This is a genomic window from Nonomuraea sp. NPDC054003 (genome assembly GCF_055585125.1).
On sequence record NZ_JBVJKR010000008.1, the window covers coordinates 435892 to 452310 of the forward strand.

Here is a 16419-nt window from a genome sequence, read left to right on the forward strand (position 1 = left end):
ACCGTCGTGGGCGTGAACGGACTACGCCGCGACGACCGTCGCCAGGTGCTCAGAGACGTGGTCCTGTGGGTGCTGCTGGCGATCGTGATCAGCGCCATGGGGCCCGATCCGCTGAGAGACCTCGGCGCGTTCTGCGCGATCACGGTGCCGCGCCTGGCTCTTGGAGCGCTCGCCGTGCTGGTCGGCAGGCCGTGGCCGCTGGCGGCGGTGGTGCTGCTGCTGCCGCTCGGGCCGTGGGACTTCGCCGACAGCCTGGCCACCTCCGACATCACCTGGCTCATCCCCGGCGCCATCCAGGTCAAGATCTTCCCGTTCGCGCCGGTCTCGCCGTTCTCCATCTGGTACGCCTACCTCGCCGGACGCCGCCTGCCCCGGGCCCTGCCCTGGTCCATCCGGATACCGGGCGCCGGGCTGGTCGCCGTCCTGATCATCGCGATCGGCGTCGTCCTCGTCGTCGCCGGGGGCGGCGCGGCCGGTCTGTGGATCACCATGGTCACCGGCCTGATCGGCACCTACCTGGTCCCCTACCTCCTGGGCCTGCTCCGCAGGCGGCTTCTGCAGCAGCGGGACCAGGCGCGGCAGGCGGCCGAGGCGCAGGCACGGCTGCGCGAGCGGGCGCGCATCGCCCGCGACATGCACGACTCGCTCGGCCACGACCTGGCGCTCATCGCCGTCCGCGCCGCCGGCCTCGAACTGTCCCCCACCCTCGAACCCGCCCACGCCAGAGCGGCGAGCGAACTGCGCGCGGCGGCCGCGGACGCCACCGAGCGGCTCCGCCAGATCATCGGCGTACTCCGCGAAGACGCCGACGCCGCCCCCCTCGCCCCCACCACCGAAGCGGCGCGAGTCGCCATCACACCGCACCCCCCGGCACGCGAAACCGGCCCCGTCACTCCGTCCGTTCCGGCAGGTGAGGAGGATGTTGTCGCGGGGGCCGCTCGCGCGGGCGACGATGTCGCGTCGCCTCCTACGGCGGGCGATGACGCCGAGGTGCGGGAGGACGTGGTGGCGCTGGTGGAACGGGCCCGTGATTCCGGGATGGCGATCACGCTGCGGCTGGAGGGACCGGTTCCCGGCCTGGCGCACAGGGTGGTGCAGGAAGGGCTGACGAACGTCGCCAAGCACGCGCCGGGCGCCGTGATCGAGGTCGCGGTCACCCCGCACCTGGTCGCCGTCCGCAACGGCCCGCCCGCCCGCGCCCCCCAGGTCACCGCCACCGGCGGCTTCGGCCTGCCGGGGCTGAGGGAGCGGGTGCGCCTGGCGGGCGGCACCCTCCGGGCCGGCCCAGCGGACGGCGGCTACGAACTGGCCGCGGAACTGCCGTGAGTCCCCCGTACGGAAGCTCAGACGTACGGAGCTGCTCTCCCCCGTACGGGGGAGGGGGATCCCCTGCCCGCGTGAGGCCCGCGAGCGGCCGGAAGAGCAGCCTGGGAGGCATGAACGAGACACCGAGAGCCGGCGTGGGCCGGGTCACCGCGGCGATCGTGGCCATGGCCGCCATGCTTCCCTACCTCACGCTCAAGGTCCTCTGGCTGACGGGCAGCCCGGTCGGCGTCACCGACCCGGCGCTCATGGACGACTCGACGATGTACGGCATGAACGTGCTGACGTTCGGCATGGACGCCGTCGCGCTGGTCCTGGCGCTCGGGTTCACCATGCGGTGGGGGATGCGGCTGCCCGCCTGGCTGGTGCTGCTGCCGCTGTGGGTCGGCACCGGCCTGCTCGGCGTGATCGTGGTCACGACGCCGCTGGGGCTGCTGCTCGAAGGGGCGGCTCTGTTCGACGTCGGCGGCCCGATCGAGCCCTGGGTCTACGTCATGGTCTACGGCGGGTTCATCGGGCAGGGCATCGGACTCATGGCCGCTTTCGTGCTCTACGCCCGGGACCGCTGGCCCGCCGTCTTCACCACCACCGCCGAGGCCCCGTACCCGTCGCTGACGAGACCGTTCCAGCGGGTGGTGGCGTGGGGCTCGCTGCTGGTGGCGGCCGTCATCGGGGGCGTCCGCTTCTCGTGGGCGTTCGGCGGCGACGCCGGGCTGCCGCCGGAGGCCGCCGCGGCGATGACCTCGGCGGGCGCGTTCCAGCAGGGGATCAAGGGTTTGCTGGCCGTGGCGGCGGGCGTGGCGCTGGTGGCCCTGGTCAGGGCGAACGCCCGCCGGCCGTTCTGGCAGCCGCTGGTCGTGGCCTGGCTGGGGTCGGGGTCGCTGTTCGGCTGGGGCCTCTACGCGATGATCATCACGGCCACGGCCGCGCCGCTCAGCGGCGGAGCCACCGGGCTGACCGACCTGCTGGAGCTGTTCGGCATGCTGACCGGGATGGCCATGGGGATGTGTGGAGCGTTCCTGCTGGCCGAACGGTCAGCCGTGCGCCACGTGCAGCCGGCGCAGCAGCCGCTTGAAGCCGAAGACGGAGACGGTGATCGCCAGCCCGCTTATCACGGCCACCGCTGACGTGCGCAGCACGATGTACCCGCTGAGCGAGCCCGAGAGCGACTCGTATATCGCCAGCGCGATGCTCAGGCCCGAGTTCATCAGCAGGACGAACGCCCACAGCAGCGTGATCCGGGCGAAGAACCTGCGGACCCGCTCGTGCTTGAGCACCGCGTTCGGCAGGTGGATGTAGTCGAGGGTGAGCTTCTCCACGAGCGGCCTGTTCAGCCGCACGGACGCGAGGAAGGCGATGCCGATGCAGATGGTGCCGAGCTCGGGCTGGATGAAGTACCACATCCAGGTGCCGGTCCACAGCCCGATCACCGTGCGCAGCGTGATCGCCGCGGCGGCCAGATACATCGTGGCCGGCACCCGGATCCCCCTGATCAGCCGCCATGCCACGCCCACGTAGACCCACGAGCAGGTCAGGATGAGCGCCCACTGGAGGCCGAGCAGCATCATCGCGGCATAGAACACCACCAGGGGAGCGACCACAGCTTCCAGCAGCTGCGGGGCGGCCTGACGGGCCAGGGCGGTCAGACGAGGCAGGGTGACGGGAGGGTGGTTCAACGCTTGCTCCGCAGATTGGGCCGACGGGCTGGGACTACCCCGGCTTCGGGCCGGCAGGCTTGCCGGACGGACCGCTCGATGTCACCCAGCGGCCACCCTGGCATACTCCGACCTTCGCATCCGGGGGTTGCCGGGCGCTTTCCGGTGGCTTACCGTACCCGACCCCCTAAGGGGCGACTGCCTCTTTTGACACGTTGAGAATGGCCGCCCGGCGGCGATCAGCTCAGCGACGAGGCCGCGAGCGACGCCCCGAAAGCGACGAACACCGCACCGACACCCGAGGTCAGGCCCGCACTGAGCCGCCGCCGGGAACGGAACTGGGCGGCCAGGAAAGAGCCGCAGAAAATCAGCGCTGTGAGATAGAGCGCGCTGAACACCTGGATGATCGAGCCCAGGATGAGGAACGAGAGCGCGGGCGTGGCGTAACCCGGGTCGACGAACTGGACGAAGAACGACACGAAGAACAGGATCGCCTTGGGGTTGAGCAGGCTGATCGCCAGCGCCTTGCCGAACGGGCGCGGGGCACGCGACACCCGCTCGGGGCCGCTCGTCACGGCCGCGGCGACGTCCTTGTTGCGCCACGCGCGCCAGGCTCCCCGGATCATCTGGAGCCCCAACCAGGCCAGATAGACCGCACCCGCGTACTTCACGATGGTGAACACCAACGGCGTGGAGCGCAGCAGCGAGGCGGCGCCCGCGGCGGACAGCAGCATCAGCACGGTGTCGCCGACGAACACCCCGCCCGCCGCCCGGTATCCCTGCCGCACGCCGTGCTGCGCGGCCTGGGCGAGCACGAACAGCGAATTCGGTCCCGGCAACAGGATGATCAGAAAAGCGCCGATGACATATGTCCAGATATCTGTGATGCCGAAGAACATCCCGCCTCGCTCCAGGCCTGACATGGGGGTGACAATGCAGATTACCCCTACCGGGGAGGCGTAGATTGGGCCTTCCCCCGCACAGGGCGCCTCTTCACTCTCAGTTCAGGCGCGCGTCAACACCCGAGCCCGCGCGCTCTAGGAGGACGAGGTGCACCGCCGTTTGGTCATCCTGCTCGCCGCTCTGTCCCTGGTCTGCCTGACCGGCGCGACCGGGGCGGGGGCATCAGCCGAGCCACCCCCCAACAAGCAGTACCGCGTCCAGGGCCCGTCGAACGCGCAGGAACGCAGCGCGGTCGCGGCCACCGGCGCGGCCATCGACGAGGTGACGAAGGAGTCGGTCCTCATCACCGCCACGGAAGCCGAGGTCACCGCCATCAGGAACCTCGGTTACCGGGTCGCGGAGGTCCCGCGCCCGAGATCCACGTCCGATGCCGCGGCCGCTGACTTCCCGCCATCGGACTCCGCCTACCACAACTACGCCGAGATGATCGCGTACATCGACGACCTGGTCGCCGACCATCCGGGCATCGCGAGCAAGTTCTCGTACGGGACCTCGTACGAAGGCAGGCAGCTCGTCGGCGTAAAGATCAGCGACAACGTCGCGACGGACGAGGCGGAGACGGAGGTGCTGTTCACCGCCCACCAGCACGCCCGCGAGCACCTCACCGTCGAGATGGCGCTCTACATCATGGACCTGCTCACCGACGGGTACGGCAGCGACTCCAGGGTCACCTCCCTGGTGAACTCCCGCGAGATCTGGATCATGCCGGACCTCAACCCGGACGGCGGCGAGTACGACATCGCGACGGGCAGCTACCGGTCCTGGCGCAAGAACAGGCAGCCGAACAGCGGCACCTCCGCCGTCGGCACCGACCTCAACCGCAACTGGGGCTACCAATGGGGCTGCTGCGGCGGCTCCTCCGGCTCGCCGTCCAGCGACACCTACCGAGGCCCGTCGGCCGAGTCGGCGCCCGAGGTCCGTGCCGTCGCGAACTGGGTACGCGGCCGCGTCGTCGGCGGTGTGCAGCAGATCAAGGCGCACATCGACTGGCACACCTACAGCGAGCTGATCCTGTGGCCCTACGGCTACACCTTCAACGACACCGCGCCAGGTCTGACGCTGGACGACAGGAACGCGCACGCCACCCTCGGCCAGAGCATGGCCTCGACGAACAGCTACACCCCCGAGCAGGCCAGCGACCTCTACATCACCGACGGCACCATCAACGACTGGCTGTGGGGCGTCTACAAGATCTTCAGCTACACGTTCGAGATGTACCCGACCGGCTCCAGCCCCGGCTTCTACCCTCCAGACGAGCAGATCGTGCCGCAGACCACCCGCAACAAGGAGGCCACGCTGCGGTTCCTGGAGTACTCCGACTGCGTCTACCGGATCATCGGCAAGGAGTCCCAGTACTGCGGCACCGGCACTCCGCCGACGACCGTCTACTCGGACACCTTCGAGACCGCCACCGGCTGGACGGTCAACCCGAACGGCACCGACACGGCCACCCTCGGCCAGTGGGAGCGCGGTGACCCCGCCGACACCTCCTCCTCGGGCCCCAAGCAGCTCGGCACCACGGTCAGCGGCAGCAACGACCTGGTGACCGGCCGCCTGGCCGGTAGCTCGGCGGGCGCGTACGACATCGACGGCGGCGTCACCTCGATCCAGTCGCCGCCGATCACGCTGCCCGCCGGCGGGACCACCAGCCTGTCGCTGTCCTGGTACCTGGCGCACGGGTCGAACGCGACCAGCGCCGACTACTTCCGGGTCAGGGTCGTGGGCAACACCACGGCGACCGTCTTCCAGCAGGCGGGCGCCGCGTCCGACCGGGACGCCGCGTGGAGCGTGGCCACCGCGGACATCAGCTCGTTCGCCGGGCAGACGGTGCGCATCCTCATCGACGCCGCCGACCTGTCCAGCGCCTCGCTCGTCGAGGCGGCGGTCGACGACGTCCGGATCACGCGGCAGAACTGAACCGTCCGTGCCCCCGCCACCTGGCGTGGCGGGGGCATCGGAGGCGGTGACGCATTGGGTCTTGTAAGCCCGGGGTGTCAAGGCTACGATCACGTCAACTCTTAGGAAACTTTCCTAACAGATCGGACCTCTTGACGGCTCGCGTCTGCCTCCGCGGGCCGTGCCGTGCGGCTTGCGCTCTCACCCCCCGGCGCAAGCCGCGCGGTACGCCACCGACAAGGACGACAATGTGAAAGCACGCGTGATCCTGGTCGTGCTCGCGACCCTCGCACTCGGACTCACCGCATCCCCCGCCCAAGCCGCCTCGGCGACCGCCGCCTTCACCAAGATGTCCGACTGGGGCACCGGTTTCGAAGGCAAAATCACCGTCACCAACGGCACCTCCAGCCCGATGAACGGCTGGAACGTCCAGTTCGACCTCCCGTCAGGCTTCTCGATCGCGTCCGCCTGGGACGCCACGCAGTCCAGGAACGGGCAGCACTACACCTTCACCAACCCCTCCTGGGCGCTCGCGCTCGCCCCCGGCGCGAGCGCGAGCTTCGGCTTCACCGGCAGCCCCGGCAACTTCCCCGGCATCACCGGCTGCACGCTCAACGGCGCGTCCTGCGACGGCGGCACCGTCCCGGGCGTCCCCGGCAGGCCCGGCGGTCTCACCGCGACAGGCGGCGCCGGCGCCATCACCCTGACCTGGACCCCCGCGAGCGGCGCCGTCGACGGCTACCGCGTCTACGAAGGCTCCGCTGTCAAGGCCGCTGTCAGCTCGGCCACCGCGACCATCACCGGCCTCGGCGCCTGCGAGACCCGCACCTACACCGTCCGGGCGCACAACGGCGCGGGCGAGTCGGCGCCCAGCGACCCCGCCACCGCCACCACCGCCGGCTGCGACCCCGGCGAGCCGGGGGAGGGACTGCCCAAGCACTTCCTCACCGGCTACTGGCACAACTTCGTCAACCCCGCCACCGAACTGCGCCTGTCGGCCGTGCCCGACGAGTACGACCTGATCGCCATCGCGTTCGGCGAGGCCACCGCCACCCCCGGCGAGGTCGTCTTCGGCGTCGACCCGGGCCTGGCGAGCGCGCTCGGCGGCTACACCGACGCCCAGTTCAGGGCCGACGTCCGGACGCTCAAGCAGCGCGGCAAGAAGGTCATCCTCTCCGTCGGCGGCGAGGCCGGGCGGGTGCAGGTCGCCAGTGCCGCCGCCGCGACCAGGTTCGCCGACTCCGTGTACGGGATCATGACGTCGTACGGGTTCGACGGCGTGGACATCGACCTGGAGAACGGGCTCAACGCCACCTACATGGCCCAGGCGCTCCGGGCGCTGCACGCCAAGGCCGGCTCCGGACTGATCATCACGATGGCGCCGCAGACCATCGACATGCAGTCGACCGGGATGGAGTACTTCAAGCTCGCCCTGTCGATCAAGGACATCCTCACGGTCGTCCACATGCAGTACTACAACTCGGGCTCCATGCTCGGCTGCGACCAGGCGTGGGCGTACTCCCAGGGCTCGGTCGACTTCCTGACCGCGCTCGCCTGCATCCAGCTGGAGAACGGGCTGCGCCCCGACCAGGTGGCGCTGGGCCTGCCCGCCGGGCCGGGCGCCGCGGGCGGCGGCGTGGTCGCGCCCGCCGTCGTCAACCAGGCGCTCGACTGCCTGGCCACCCGCACCCGCTGCGGATCGTTCGTACCCCCGCGCGCCTACCCCGGGATCAGGGGCGCGATGACCTGGTCCATCAACTGGGACGCCACCCACAACTGGAACTTCTCGAAGACCGTCAAGCCGCACCTCCGAGGAATGTCATGAAATTTCGACGTGTGTTCCTTGCGTTACTCGCCTCCCTCGCCATGACCCTCTCCGGCCTCGCCACCGTCGCCGCCCCCGCCGCGTACGGCGCGACGGCCGCCGCCTACGCGGCCTGGACGGCCTGGACCCCCTACACCGCCGGCACCCGCGTCACCCACAACGGCGTCGACTACGAGTGCCTCCAGAGCCACACCTCCCAGCCGGGCTGGGAGCCCAACGTCGTGCCCGCCCTGTGGAAGCAGGTCGGCGGCGGCAGCGGCGGGGACACCCAGGCGCCGTCCGTGCCGGGCAACCTGCGCTCGACCGGCGTCACCTCCAGCAGCGTCTCGCTCGCCTGGAACGCCGCCACCGACAACGTCGGCGTCACCGGCTACGACGTCTACCGGGGCGGCAGCCTGGTGACGACCGTCGGCGGCACCTCGTACACCGACACCGGGCGCGCGGCGAACACCGGCTACACCTACACCGTCAGGGCCCGCGACGCCGCCGGCAACCAGTCCGGCCACAGCAACTCCGTCACCGCACGGACCTCCTCGGGCGGCGACGACCCCGGCCCGAACCCGAGCCGGATGCCCGGCGCCCCCTACCTCTGGATGGGCTGGGGCAACCCGCCCAACCCGGGCACCGTCATGGACGCGACCGGCGTCAAGTCGTTCACCATGGCGTTCATCCTGTCCAGCGGCGGCTGCAACCCGGCCTGGGACGGTCAGCGCCCCCTCACCGGCGGCGCCGACCAGCAGGCGATCAACACGATCAAGTCCAAGGGCGGCAGCGTCCAGATCTCCTTCGGCGGCTGGCAGGGCAACAAGCTCGGCCCGAATTGCGCCACCCCGCAAGCCTTCGCCGGCGCCGTGCAGCAGGTCATCAACGCGGTCGGCCCGGCCGTGGTCGACTTCGACATCGAGAACTACGACGAGTTCGAGAACTACACCGTGCAGGACCGCATCCTGAACGGCCTCAAGATCGTCAAGCAGAACAACCCGAACGTCAAGGTCGTCGTCACCTTCGGCACCAGCAGGACCGGCCCGAACGCGCACGGCGTCCGCCTGATCAACCAGGCCAGAGCGCTGAACGTGCCGATCGACAACTTCACGATCATGCCGTTCGACTTCGGCAGCTCCAACATCTACCAGGACACCGTCAACGCCTCGGAGGGCCTGAAGAACGCGCTCAAGAACGCCTACGGCTACACCGACGCGCAGGCGTACGCCCGCATGGGCATCTCCGGCATGAACGGCCTGTCCGACCAGCAGGAGCTGACCACCCCGCAGACGTGGACGCAGATCCGCGACTGGGCCAGGTCCAAGGGCCTGAACCGGCTCGCGTACTGGGGCGTCAACCGTGACCGCCCCTGCCCCGGCGGCGGCGTCGTCTCCAACTGCAGCGGCATCTCCCAGGCCGAGTGGGAGTTCACCCGCATCACCGCGGGCTTCTGACCAGACCCGAGCCCGGGGCGGCGCCCCCGCCCCGGGCTCACGGCAACCGCACGAGCTGGGTGGGCTTGAGCGGCACCCCCACCCCCGGCGGACGGTAGACCGGCAGCGCCTCCCCGTACTCGTACATCCAGGCGTGGTCCACCACCGTCCGCATCCCGGGCTCACCCGGCTCCGGCTCCTCCCGGGCCTGCTCCACCTGCCCGTCCGACAGCTTCGCCACCATGTCAGCGACCAGCCGCGAGTCCGGAGTGGCCAGATCGCACCGTTCGTCCGGCCCGATCAGCAGGTCCACCTGCGGCGGCAGCGGGTAGATCCACCGCGGCAGCGCCAGCACCCGCGGCGGCGGCGCCATCGGCAGCCCGCCGCGCACCGCGTCCAGCAGCACCGTCCGCGACGTCCGCCGGTCGAACATCCCGTCGGCCAGCGCCCAGCTCAACGCCCCCAGGTCCGCCCGGTCCTCGCCGCACGCGTGCAGCACCAGGTACGGCACGAGCGGCACGCCCGCCCCGCCCGACGCCTGCGCCCACCCCCGGCGGCAGCCGGTGAGCACGAGCAGCGCCAGCATCGCCCGGTAGGCGGTGTCGGCGTGCGGCGTGTCGAGCCAGCCGGGCACCACGATGCACCGCCCGCCCGTCTTCTCGGCCGTGACGCCCAGCTCCCTGGCCAGCTTCAGCGCCCGCGAGGCCGCCACCCCGGTGTGCGCCTCCTGCCAGCCGGGCGTGTACGGGGAGGTCTTGTCGTCGTAGCCGTCCGGCCAGCTCCCCGGCAGACCCGGCCGGGCCAGCCCGTACACCGCCAGCAGCAGGTCGAACACGGTCGTCACCAGGCCCTCGCCGTCGCGCACCGCCGGCACCCCGCGGCGCAGCACGCCCGGCCCCACGTCGAAGCGCGGCAGCAGCACCTCCGTCGCCGCCGCCCCGTCGCCCCCGTACAGGCTGAGCCGCCCGGCGTCGCGGCCGAGCAGCCCGCCGGGCACCAGCCCGTCCTCCAGCTCGCGCAGCCGCACCAGGGCCGGCAGGTCGGTGCGCGCCATCGCGTGCGCGGCGAACGCCGGCCGGTCCAGGAAGAACTCCTTGAGCAGCACGTGCCCGACCGCCATGGCCAGCGCCCCGTCCGTGCCCGGCCGCACCACGAGCGTCTCGTCCGACAGCCGCGTCGGGTGCGGGCCGATGGCCACCACCTTCTGCCCCTTGTACCGGCCGGCGATCACCCACGGCGACCCGGGCGCGCGCACGTTTCTGTTGTTCTCACCCCAGAGCAGTACGTACGCGGCATTCGCCCAGTCCTCCGCCCGCGGCCCTTCGAAACGCGGGCCGAGCAGCTGCTCGGGCGCGCTCGACTGCTCGGTGAGCACCGCGCCGCCCATCCCGCGTACGAGCCCGGCCAGCGGCGAGGTCGCCAGCGCCGCCACCTGGTCGGCGCCGTGCTCGGACGCGGTGTGCACGATGGCCGCCGCGGCCAGCTCGGCGGCCGTCGCGTCGTCCAGGGGGACCCGGCGGCCACCCCGCGCCTGCCGGTAAACCTCAGAGTTCGCTGTGAGTTTCGCCCAGGCGGCGACCGGGTCATGCAGCGCTTCGCGCACCTCGAAATAGAGCCTGACCAGTGTCTGGTTGACTTCGGATCCCCCCATGCGAAAAGTTCAGCACAGACGGTCATGTTCTGACGCGTTACGACCCCGCATGTCGGAGATCCGGAAACAAAGCCGTGTGGCAGCGCGGAGGGGCGTAGGGCAGTCTAGGTCCCGCCATGGAAACTGCACTCCCTATCGCGATCATCCTCGTCACCGGCCTCGCGCTCGCCCTCGTCGCCCAGTGGCGCGACTGGCGACCGCCGCTCTGGGCCGCCCTGGCCGTCGGTGTGGTGGTCCGCGTCGTGCTGATGTTCTTCGCGGCGGGCGACGCCCACCAGCCGGTCGACTTCGTCAACAGCTTCAAACCGGCGGGCGAGGCCGTGCTCAACGGCCAGGACCCGGTCCTGGCCAGCAAGGGCGGCTGGCACTTCCTGCCGACGATCCCGTACGTGTACGGCATCCTGCTGTGGCTCGGCATCCCGTGGGAGTGGTCCGGCCGGATCGTCACCGTGGTGGCCGACATCGTGCTCATCCCGCTGGTGGCCAAGCTCGCCGGTGGGCCGAAGGCCTCGCTGCGCGCCTTCCAGTACGCGCTCAACCCGCTCGCGCTGATGGTCGCCTGCCTCCATGGCCAGGTAGAGCCGGTGGCGCTGGTGTTCGGGGTGGCCGCGTTCGTGGTCGCCCGCGGCCCGGGCGCCCCCACCCCCCGGATGGACGTCATCGCCGTGACCAGGCGGGCGCCGGCCGACCACGGCTGGTCCGGTCTCCCCGGATGGGCGCTGCGCACGCTCGGGCAGGCGCTGAGGCCGGGCCCCGGCGACCGGGCGGGCCTCAAACGGGGCGCCTACGCCGGTCTGCTCATGGGCCTGGCGCTGTGCGCCAAGAGCTGGCCGATCTGGCTGGTCCCCGGCATGGTGCTGTTGCTGCCGCAGCTCCGGTCCCGGATCGTGGCGCTGTTCTGCACGGGGGCGGTGCCGCTCTTCTTCCTGGTGACGCTGCCCGTCTTCGCCGGCACCTCGATCAGCCAGATCCCCCAGGTCATCGACACCATCCGGGCCATCCGCCCGATCGTCGGCGAGTGGGGCTGGACCCCCCACTTCACCGGCGGCGACTGGGCGCTGCGCGCGGACCTGGCGACCTTCGGCACCTACCTGATCTACGCGTGCGTCGTGGCCGCGATCATCATCTGGTGGCGGGCCGACCCGATCGACATGACGCTGGCCATCCTGCTGATCTTCATGGTGGTCACGCCCAGGCTGGGCGCGCAGTACCTGCTCTGGTTCATGCCGTTCCTGGTCGCCCGGCCCACCCGGTTCGCCTGGCCGGCGATCATCGGGGTGTCGCTCTGGGCGGGCTACGGCTACCTCTACATGACCCAGTACGAGGACACCGCCTGGTGGCTCCTGCACCAGGACTGGTCGCGGGCGTCGATCGTGCTGCTGCCGGTCCTGCTGGCCGCGATGCCGTGGGGCCGGCGCAACCCGCCCGAGCACGAGACGGCCGGGCCCGCCGCTCCGACGGGCCCGGCACGCCTCACCTCACAGGTCTAGCCGGTCGTACACCGTGAGCCACTGGTCCGGGTGCACGTGGCCGACGACGGCGTCGCGGGCCACCCCGGCGGCGGCGAGGGCGGCGTCCACCCCGTCGTAGCGGGTCCTCAGCGAGGCGCGCAGCGAACCGCCCACCCCGCTGAACCCCAGCTCCACCAGCCGCTGCCAGTCCCGCCCCGAGCCGACCAGCGGCGCCGGCCTGCGCTCGATCCGCAGGATCGCCGAGTCGACCGAAGGGATCGGCCGGAAGCTCTCCCGGCCGATACGGTCGCCCATCCGCCAGGAGAACCACGGCCACGACTCCACCGTGACCAGGCTCCACCGGCCGTAGCCGCCCGCCCGCTTGCGGGCGTACTCCAGCTGGGTGACCATCGTCGCCGAGGTCAGCGATCGGGCCCGCAGGCACCAGCCGACGATCCGCGACGTGGCCGAGTACGGGATGTTGCCCACCACCGCGAACGGCTCGCCCGGCGGGCGGGCCGCGGTGAAGTCGCCGCGCACCACCTCGACGCGCGGATCGTCGCGGGTGCGCGACCTGAGCCGGCCCGCCAGCCGCGGGTCGATCTCGTAGGCGACCACCCGCGCCCCCGCCGCGGCCAGCGCCAGGGTCAGCGCGCCTTCGCCCGCCCCCGGCTCCAGCACCAGGCCCTCGGGAGCGGCGGCCTTGACCACCAGCTCCAGGGCATGCCTGTCGGCCAGGAAGTTCTGGGAGAGCACGCGTCTCGCCCTGTCCCTGGGCGTGCGGCCGCCCGAGCTCCTGGCCTTCTTCTGCGTGTGTGAATGATTTCCGTGCGCGTAATCCTGCGCCACAGCTGCCCTTCCGGGTCCTCGAGTCGATGAATGGCTCGAAGGGCCCCGGGCGCGCCGCGGAACGCGCTCGACCGGTCGCGTCCGCTAGCGGGCCAGAGGCCGGCTGCGGCGAATGCGAACCGCGTAGAAGCAACCTGCGTAGAAGCAACACATGCGGCCGACCGTACGCAGGAGCGCTCGCCGACGGCAACCGAATAAGCCCGCGCGCCGCGTCCGATTCGTACAAGCGTCAGGCGGAACGGGGCGACTAGCGTGAACCGCATGGATGTTCTCCACCGTGCACACGGCTACCTGCTGACCCATGCCAGGCTCCTGGACCGGCTCCGCTTCGAGGCCCTGTTCGCGGGCGGCCCAAGGGATCGCGTCCTCGACACCCTGCGCTGCTACCAGAACCCCGACGGCGGCTTCGGCCACGCGCTCGAACCCGACCTGCGCGGCGCCGCCAGCCAGCCGGAGCCGGTCGAGGTCGCGTTCTGGATCCTCGACGAGCTCGACGCCTTCGCCGACCCGATGGTCCGCTCCGCCTGCGACTACCTGGTGTCCGTCACCACCCCCGACGGCGGCGTGCCCTTCTGCCTCCCGACCGTCCGCGAGGCGCCGCGCGCGCCCTGGTGGGAGACCCCGGACGACCCGCCCGGCAACCTCATCCCCACCGCCTCGATCGCCGGCCTCCTGCACAAGCACGGCATCGACCACCCGTGGCGCGGACCGGCCACCGACTTCTGCTGGAGGAGCATCTCCGCCGTCGACAAGACCACCCCGTACGAGGCCCGCGCCATCGTCACCTTCCTCGACCTGGTGGACGACGAGGAGCGGGCACGGTCGGAGTTCCAGCGGCTCAAGGACGCCATCCTGGCCACGGTCACCTTCGACCCCGAAGCTCCCGGCGACGCCCACTTCCCCCTGGACTTCGCCCCCGGCCCTCTGCGGTTCCCCCTGTTCACGGAGGACGTGCTGGCCCGCCACCTGGACGCCCTGCTGGCGGCCCAGTCGGAGGAAGGCGGCTGGAACGGCAACTGGCCCATGTGGACCCCAGTGGTGGAGCACGAGTGGGGCGGCTACCTCACCATGGGACGCCTCAGGACTCTCCAGGCCTACGGCCGCCTCCCCACGTAGGGACAACCCCGCCCACGCGGGAATGTCGGTGAGCGGGCGTAGCGTGGAGGCATGTACGCCGAGTGGCCGCCGGAGCCCGCGCTCGCCGGGCGGGTCGTCTGCCTGTGGCGGCAGGTGAGCGAGGACGACCGCACCCAGCTCGTCGTGCCCGACGCCTGCGTCGACCTCATCTGGGGCCCCTCCGGCCCGTTCGTGGCAGGCCCCGACACGGGCCCCGTGCCCACGTCGATGCGTGTGGGCGACATCTTCACCGGCATCCGCTTCAAGCCCGGCGCGACGGGAGAGGTGTTCGGCGTCCCGCTGTCCGAGCTGCGCGACCAGCGCGTGCCGCTCGACGCGCTCGGCGCCCTCCCGCCCCTGGACGACGCCCCCGACCCCATGCCCGTCCTGCGCGCCGCGATCGCCGACCGCCTGCGCCGCACCCCGCCCCCCGATCCGGCCGCCCCCGCCGCCGCGGCCGCCCTCCGCCGGGGCGGCAGCGTCCGCGAGGTCGCGTGGGAGCTGGGGCTGAGCGAGCGCCAGCTCCACCGCAGAAGCGTCGCCAGCTTCGGGTACGCGCCCAAGACCCTGCAGCGCATCGTCCGCTTCCAGCACGCCCTGCGTCTGGCCAGGTCCGGTGTCCCGCTGGCCGAGGTGGCCGCGGTCGCCGGCTACGCCGACCAGGCCCACCTGTCCCGCGACGTCAGGCGCCTGAGCGGCGTGACTTTGAGCCGGTTGGCCGCGTGACCGCCGGCGGCCTGTTGGAGATGAGCGCCCCCGCCCACGCCGCGGCCGGATCGCTGTCGATGAGCAGCGCCTTGGCCAGCAGGCTCAGCGGGATGGCGAGGATCGCGCCCAGCGGCCCGAGCACGAACGCCCAGATGATGAGCGAGAGAAACGTCATCGTCGTCGACAGCCCCACCGCGTCGCCGAGAAACTTCGGCAGGAGGAGCGACTGCGTCACCACGTTGAAGACCACGTACGCCGCGACGACCAGCAACATCTCACGCACCCCGGCGTCGAGCAGGGCCAGCGTGGCCGGCGGGACCAGCGCGATGACGAAACCGATGTTGGGGATGTAGTTCGCGATCAGCGCGAGCACCCCCCACAGGAGCGGCAGCGGCACCCCGATGAGATAGAGCGCGATCACGTCCAGGATGGCGTTGATCAGCCCGAACACGGTCGAGACGATCAGGTAGCGCCTGGTCTTGCGGGCGAATCGGCCGAGCGCCTCCACCAGCGCGACCTTCCTGCCCTCCCCGGAGTCGAGCACCCTGGCCGTGATGGGCGCGTCCAGGCACATCGCCAGCATCAGGACGACGATGAGGAACAGGGCGGAGAAGACGCCGATCACCCCGCCGAGGAGACTCTGCGCGATGCCGATCACCCGCGCCGGGTCGAAGCTGTCGATCGCCCGGTCGAGCTGCTCGCCGCTGATGCCCCTGGCGATGGCGAAGGCCCGCGCGTCGGTGAGGAGCTCCTCGAACCGCCTGGTGTACGCGGGCGCCAGCTCGCCGAGTTGCACCGCAGCCATCGTCAGCACCCCGGCCATGCCCAGCAGGACGAGCAGCATGATCAGGAACGGCACCGCGACCTGCAGCCACACGGACGCGCCGCGCCGGGCCAGCCACGAGCGCACCGGCGCCACGGCGATCACCAGCACCAGCGCCAGCACGAGCGGCCCGACGACGGACGACACCTCCCGCAGGCCGAACAGCACGATCAGCGCCCCGGCGATCCCCACCAGGATGATGAGCGCCCTCGGCGCGGACTGCTGGTTCACGCACGGTACGTACCCGTGTCGTCACGGTGACACCGAGGTGAACGCCGATTTGACGCCCAGGGCAGGCGTCCATACAGTTCTCCGTGTTCTGAACGGGCGAACCGGTCTCGTGCCGGCTCCCCGCCTCTGCTCTCCATCCTTTGATCAAGTGTCCGGTTGGACAAGGGGCGAAGTTCGGAGTAAGGTAGAGGGGTTGCCTCGGAGACGGGGCGGTTGCTGATTTCTGCAGCTCGATGGGGTTCGCGTCAATTTGACACGAACTTGGGGGGCTGCGAAGATTGGTAACACAAAGACGAAATGAACGCCTCTTCGGCGGGGGCCGCTGGTCGGGTCTTGCCGGGGTGTACGCGTCCGTTTCTTGAGAACTCAACAGTGTGTTAAAAGCCAGTGCATGATGCACAACCCCGTCATGATTTTCTGTGACGGATTCCTTTTTGGTTGGGATTCAAATTCATTTTATGGAGAGTTTGATCCTGGCTCAGGACGAACGCTGGCGGCGTGCTTAACACATGC

At 70.8% G+C, this 16419-nt stretch carries 13 protein-coding genes and 1 rRNA gene; 9 read left to right on the plus strand and 5 right to left on the minus strand.

What is annotated here, in order from left to right; translation table 11 throughout:
- Positions 1 to 12 precede the first annotated feature (12 nt).
- Positions 13 to 1326: a sensor histidine kinase gene (locus tag ACZ6YG_RS23575; RefSeq protein WP_466019190.1), complete on the plus strand. Its 1314-nt coding sequence runs from the start codon at positions 13 to 15 to the stop codon at positions 1324 to 1326.
- Positions 1327 to 1436: 110 nt separating this feature from the next.
- Complete coding sequence (locus ACZ6YG_RS23580; RefSeq protein ID WP_466019191.1) at positions 1437 to 2450, plus strand: hypothetical protein; 1014 nt, start codon at positions 1437 to 1439, stop codon at positions 2448 to 2450.
- Here the strand turns inward: ACZ6YG_RS23580 and ACZ6YG_RS23585 are convergent.
- A complete protein-coding gene (locus tag ACZ6YG_RS23585; protein ID WP_148033729.1) occupies positions 2358 to 2999 on the minus strand; it encodes a VC0807 family protein in 642 nt (213 codons plus the stop codon). The two genes, ACZ6YG_RS23580 and ACZ6YG_RS23585, sit on opposite strands and share 93 nt — an antisense overlap.
- A gap of 218 nt (positions 3000 to 3217) precedes the next feature.
- Positions 3218 to 3877: a leucine efflux protein LeuE gene (leuE, locus tag ACZ6YG_RS23590; RefSeq protein WP_148033728.1), complete on the minus strand. Its 660-nt coding sequence runs from the start codon at positions 3875 to 3877 to the stop codon at positions 3218 to 3220.
- Positions 3878 to 4028: 151 nt separating this feature from the next.
- On the opposite strand from leuE, the gene ACZ6YG_RS23595 reads away from it, so the two are divergent.
- The 3 genes from ACZ6YG_RS23595 (at position 4029) to ACZ6YG_RS23605 (ending at position 9098) form a co-directional block, all read left to right on the plus strand.
- A complete protein-coding gene (locus ACZ6YG_RS23595) occupies positions 4029 to 5858 on the plus strand; it encodes a M14 family zinc carboxypeptidase (RefSeq protein WP_466019192.1) in 1830 nt (609 codons plus the stop codon).
- A 229-nt stretch (positions 5859 to 6087) separates the two neighbouring features.
- Complete coding sequence (locus ACZ6YG_RS23600; protein ID WP_466019193.1) at positions 6088 to 7662, plus strand: chitinase; 1575 nt, start codon at positions 6088 to 6090, stop codon at positions 7660 to 7662.
- Positions 7659 to 9098, plus strand: coding sequence for a carbohydrate-binding protein (locus ACZ6YG_RS23605; protein ID WP_466019194.1), 1440 nt, complete (start codon positions 7659 to 7661; stop codon positions 9096 to 9098). Before ACZ6YG_RS23600 ends, ACZ6YG_RS23605 begins: the two co-directional genes overlap by 4 nt.
- Before the next feature lie 37 nt (positions 9099 to 9135).
- Here ACZ6YG_RS23605 and ACZ6YG_RS23610 read toward each other — a convergent pair whose 3' ends face one another.
- Entirely contained in the window at positions 9136 to 10728 is a 1593-nt protein-coding gene (locus tag ACZ6YG_RS23610) for a molybdopterin-dependent oxidoreductase (protein ID WP_466019195.1), read from the minus strand.
- Positions 10729 to 10844: 116 nt separating this feature from the next.
- Between ACZ6YG_RS23610 and ACZ6YG_RS23615 the strand changes: the two genes are divergently transcribed.
- Entirely contained in the window at positions 10845 to 12218 is a 1374-nt protein-coding gene (locus ACZ6YG_RS23615) for a hypothetical protein (RefSeq protein WP_397198275.1), read from the plus strand.
- Here ACZ6YG_RS23615 and erm read toward each other — a convergent pair.
- Positions 12207 to 13028 (minus strand): ErmE/ErmH/ErmO/ErmR family 23S rRNA (adenine(2058)-N(6))-methyltransferase, encoded by an 822-nt coding sequence (erm, locus tag ACZ6YG_RS23620; RefSeq protein WP_148033723.1) that lies wholly within the window; start codon positions 13026 to 13028, stop codon positions 12207 to 12209. The two genes, ACZ6YG_RS23615 and erm, sit on opposite strands and share 12 nt — an antisense overlap.
- Before the next feature lie 261 nt (positions 13029 to 13289).
- Between erm and ACZ6YG_RS23625 the strand changes: the two genes are divergently transcribed.
- Both ACZ6YG_RS23625 and ACZ6YG_RS23630 read left to right on the plus strand, forming a co-directional pair.
- Positions 13290 to 14144 (plus strand): hypothetical protein, encoded by an 855-nt coding sequence (locus ACZ6YG_RS23625; RefSeq protein WP_466019196.1) that lies wholly within the window; start codon positions 13290 to 13292, stop codon positions 14142 to 14144.
- Between the two features lie 51 nt (positions 14145 to 14195).
- Complete coding sequence (locus tag ACZ6YG_RS23630) at positions 14196 to 14870, plus strand: helix-turn-helix transcriptional regulator (protein ID WP_345482625.1); 675 nt, start codon at positions 14196 to 14198, stop codon at positions 14868 to 14870.
- On the opposite strand, the gene ACZ6YG_RS23635 is transcribed toward ACZ6YG_RS23630, so the two are convergent.
- Positions 14827 to 15906 (minus strand): AI-2E family transporter, encoded by a 1080-nt coding sequence (locus ACZ6YG_RS23635; RefSeq protein ID WP_261808782.1) that lies wholly within the window; start codon positions 15904 to 15906, stop codon positions 14827 to 14829. The two genes, ACZ6YG_RS23630 and ACZ6YG_RS23635, sit on opposite strands and share 44 nt — an antisense overlap.
- A 455-nt stretch (positions 15907 to 16361) precedes the next feature.
- On the opposite strand from ACZ6YG_RS23635, the gene ACZ6YG_RS23640 reads away from it, so the two are divergent.
- A 16S ribosomal RNA gene (locus ACZ6YG_RS23640) occupies positions 16362 to 16419 on the plus strand; the annotation flags it as partial.

What these genes read in the sequence shown, in the direction of transcription:
- ACZ6YG_RS23605 (WP_466019194.1), top strand. Translation starts at nt 7,659, where the DNA reads ATGAAATTTCGACGTGTGTTCCTTGCGTTACTCGCCTCCCTCGCCATG.
- ACZ6YG_RS23615 (WP_397198275.1), top strand. Translation starts at nt 10,845, where the DNA reads ATGGAAACTGCACTCCCTATCGCGATCATCCTCGTCACCGGCCTCGCG.
- ACZ6YG_RS23610 (WP_466019195.1), bottom strand. Translation starts at nt 10,728, where the DNA reads ATGGGGGGATCCGAAGTCAACCAGACACTGGTCAGGCTCTATTTCGAG.
- ACZ6YG_RS23580 (WP_466019191.1), top strand. Translation starts at nt 1,437, where the DNA reads ATGAACGAGACACCGAGAGCCGGCGTGGGCCGGGTCACCGCGGCGATC.
- ACZ6YG_RS23625 (WP_466019196.1), top strand. Translation starts at nt 13,290, where the DNA reads ATGGATGTTCTCCACCGTGCACACGGCTACCTGCTGACCCATGCCAGG.
- ACZ6YG_RS23630 (WP_345482625.1), top strand. Translation starts at nt 14,196, where the DNA reads ATGTACGCCGAGTGGCCGCCGGAGCCCGCGCTCGCCGGGCGGGTCGTC.
- leuE (WP_148033728.1), bottom strand. Translation starts at nt 3,877, where the DNA reads ATGTTCTTCGGCATCACAGATATCTGGACATATGTCATCGGCGCTTTT.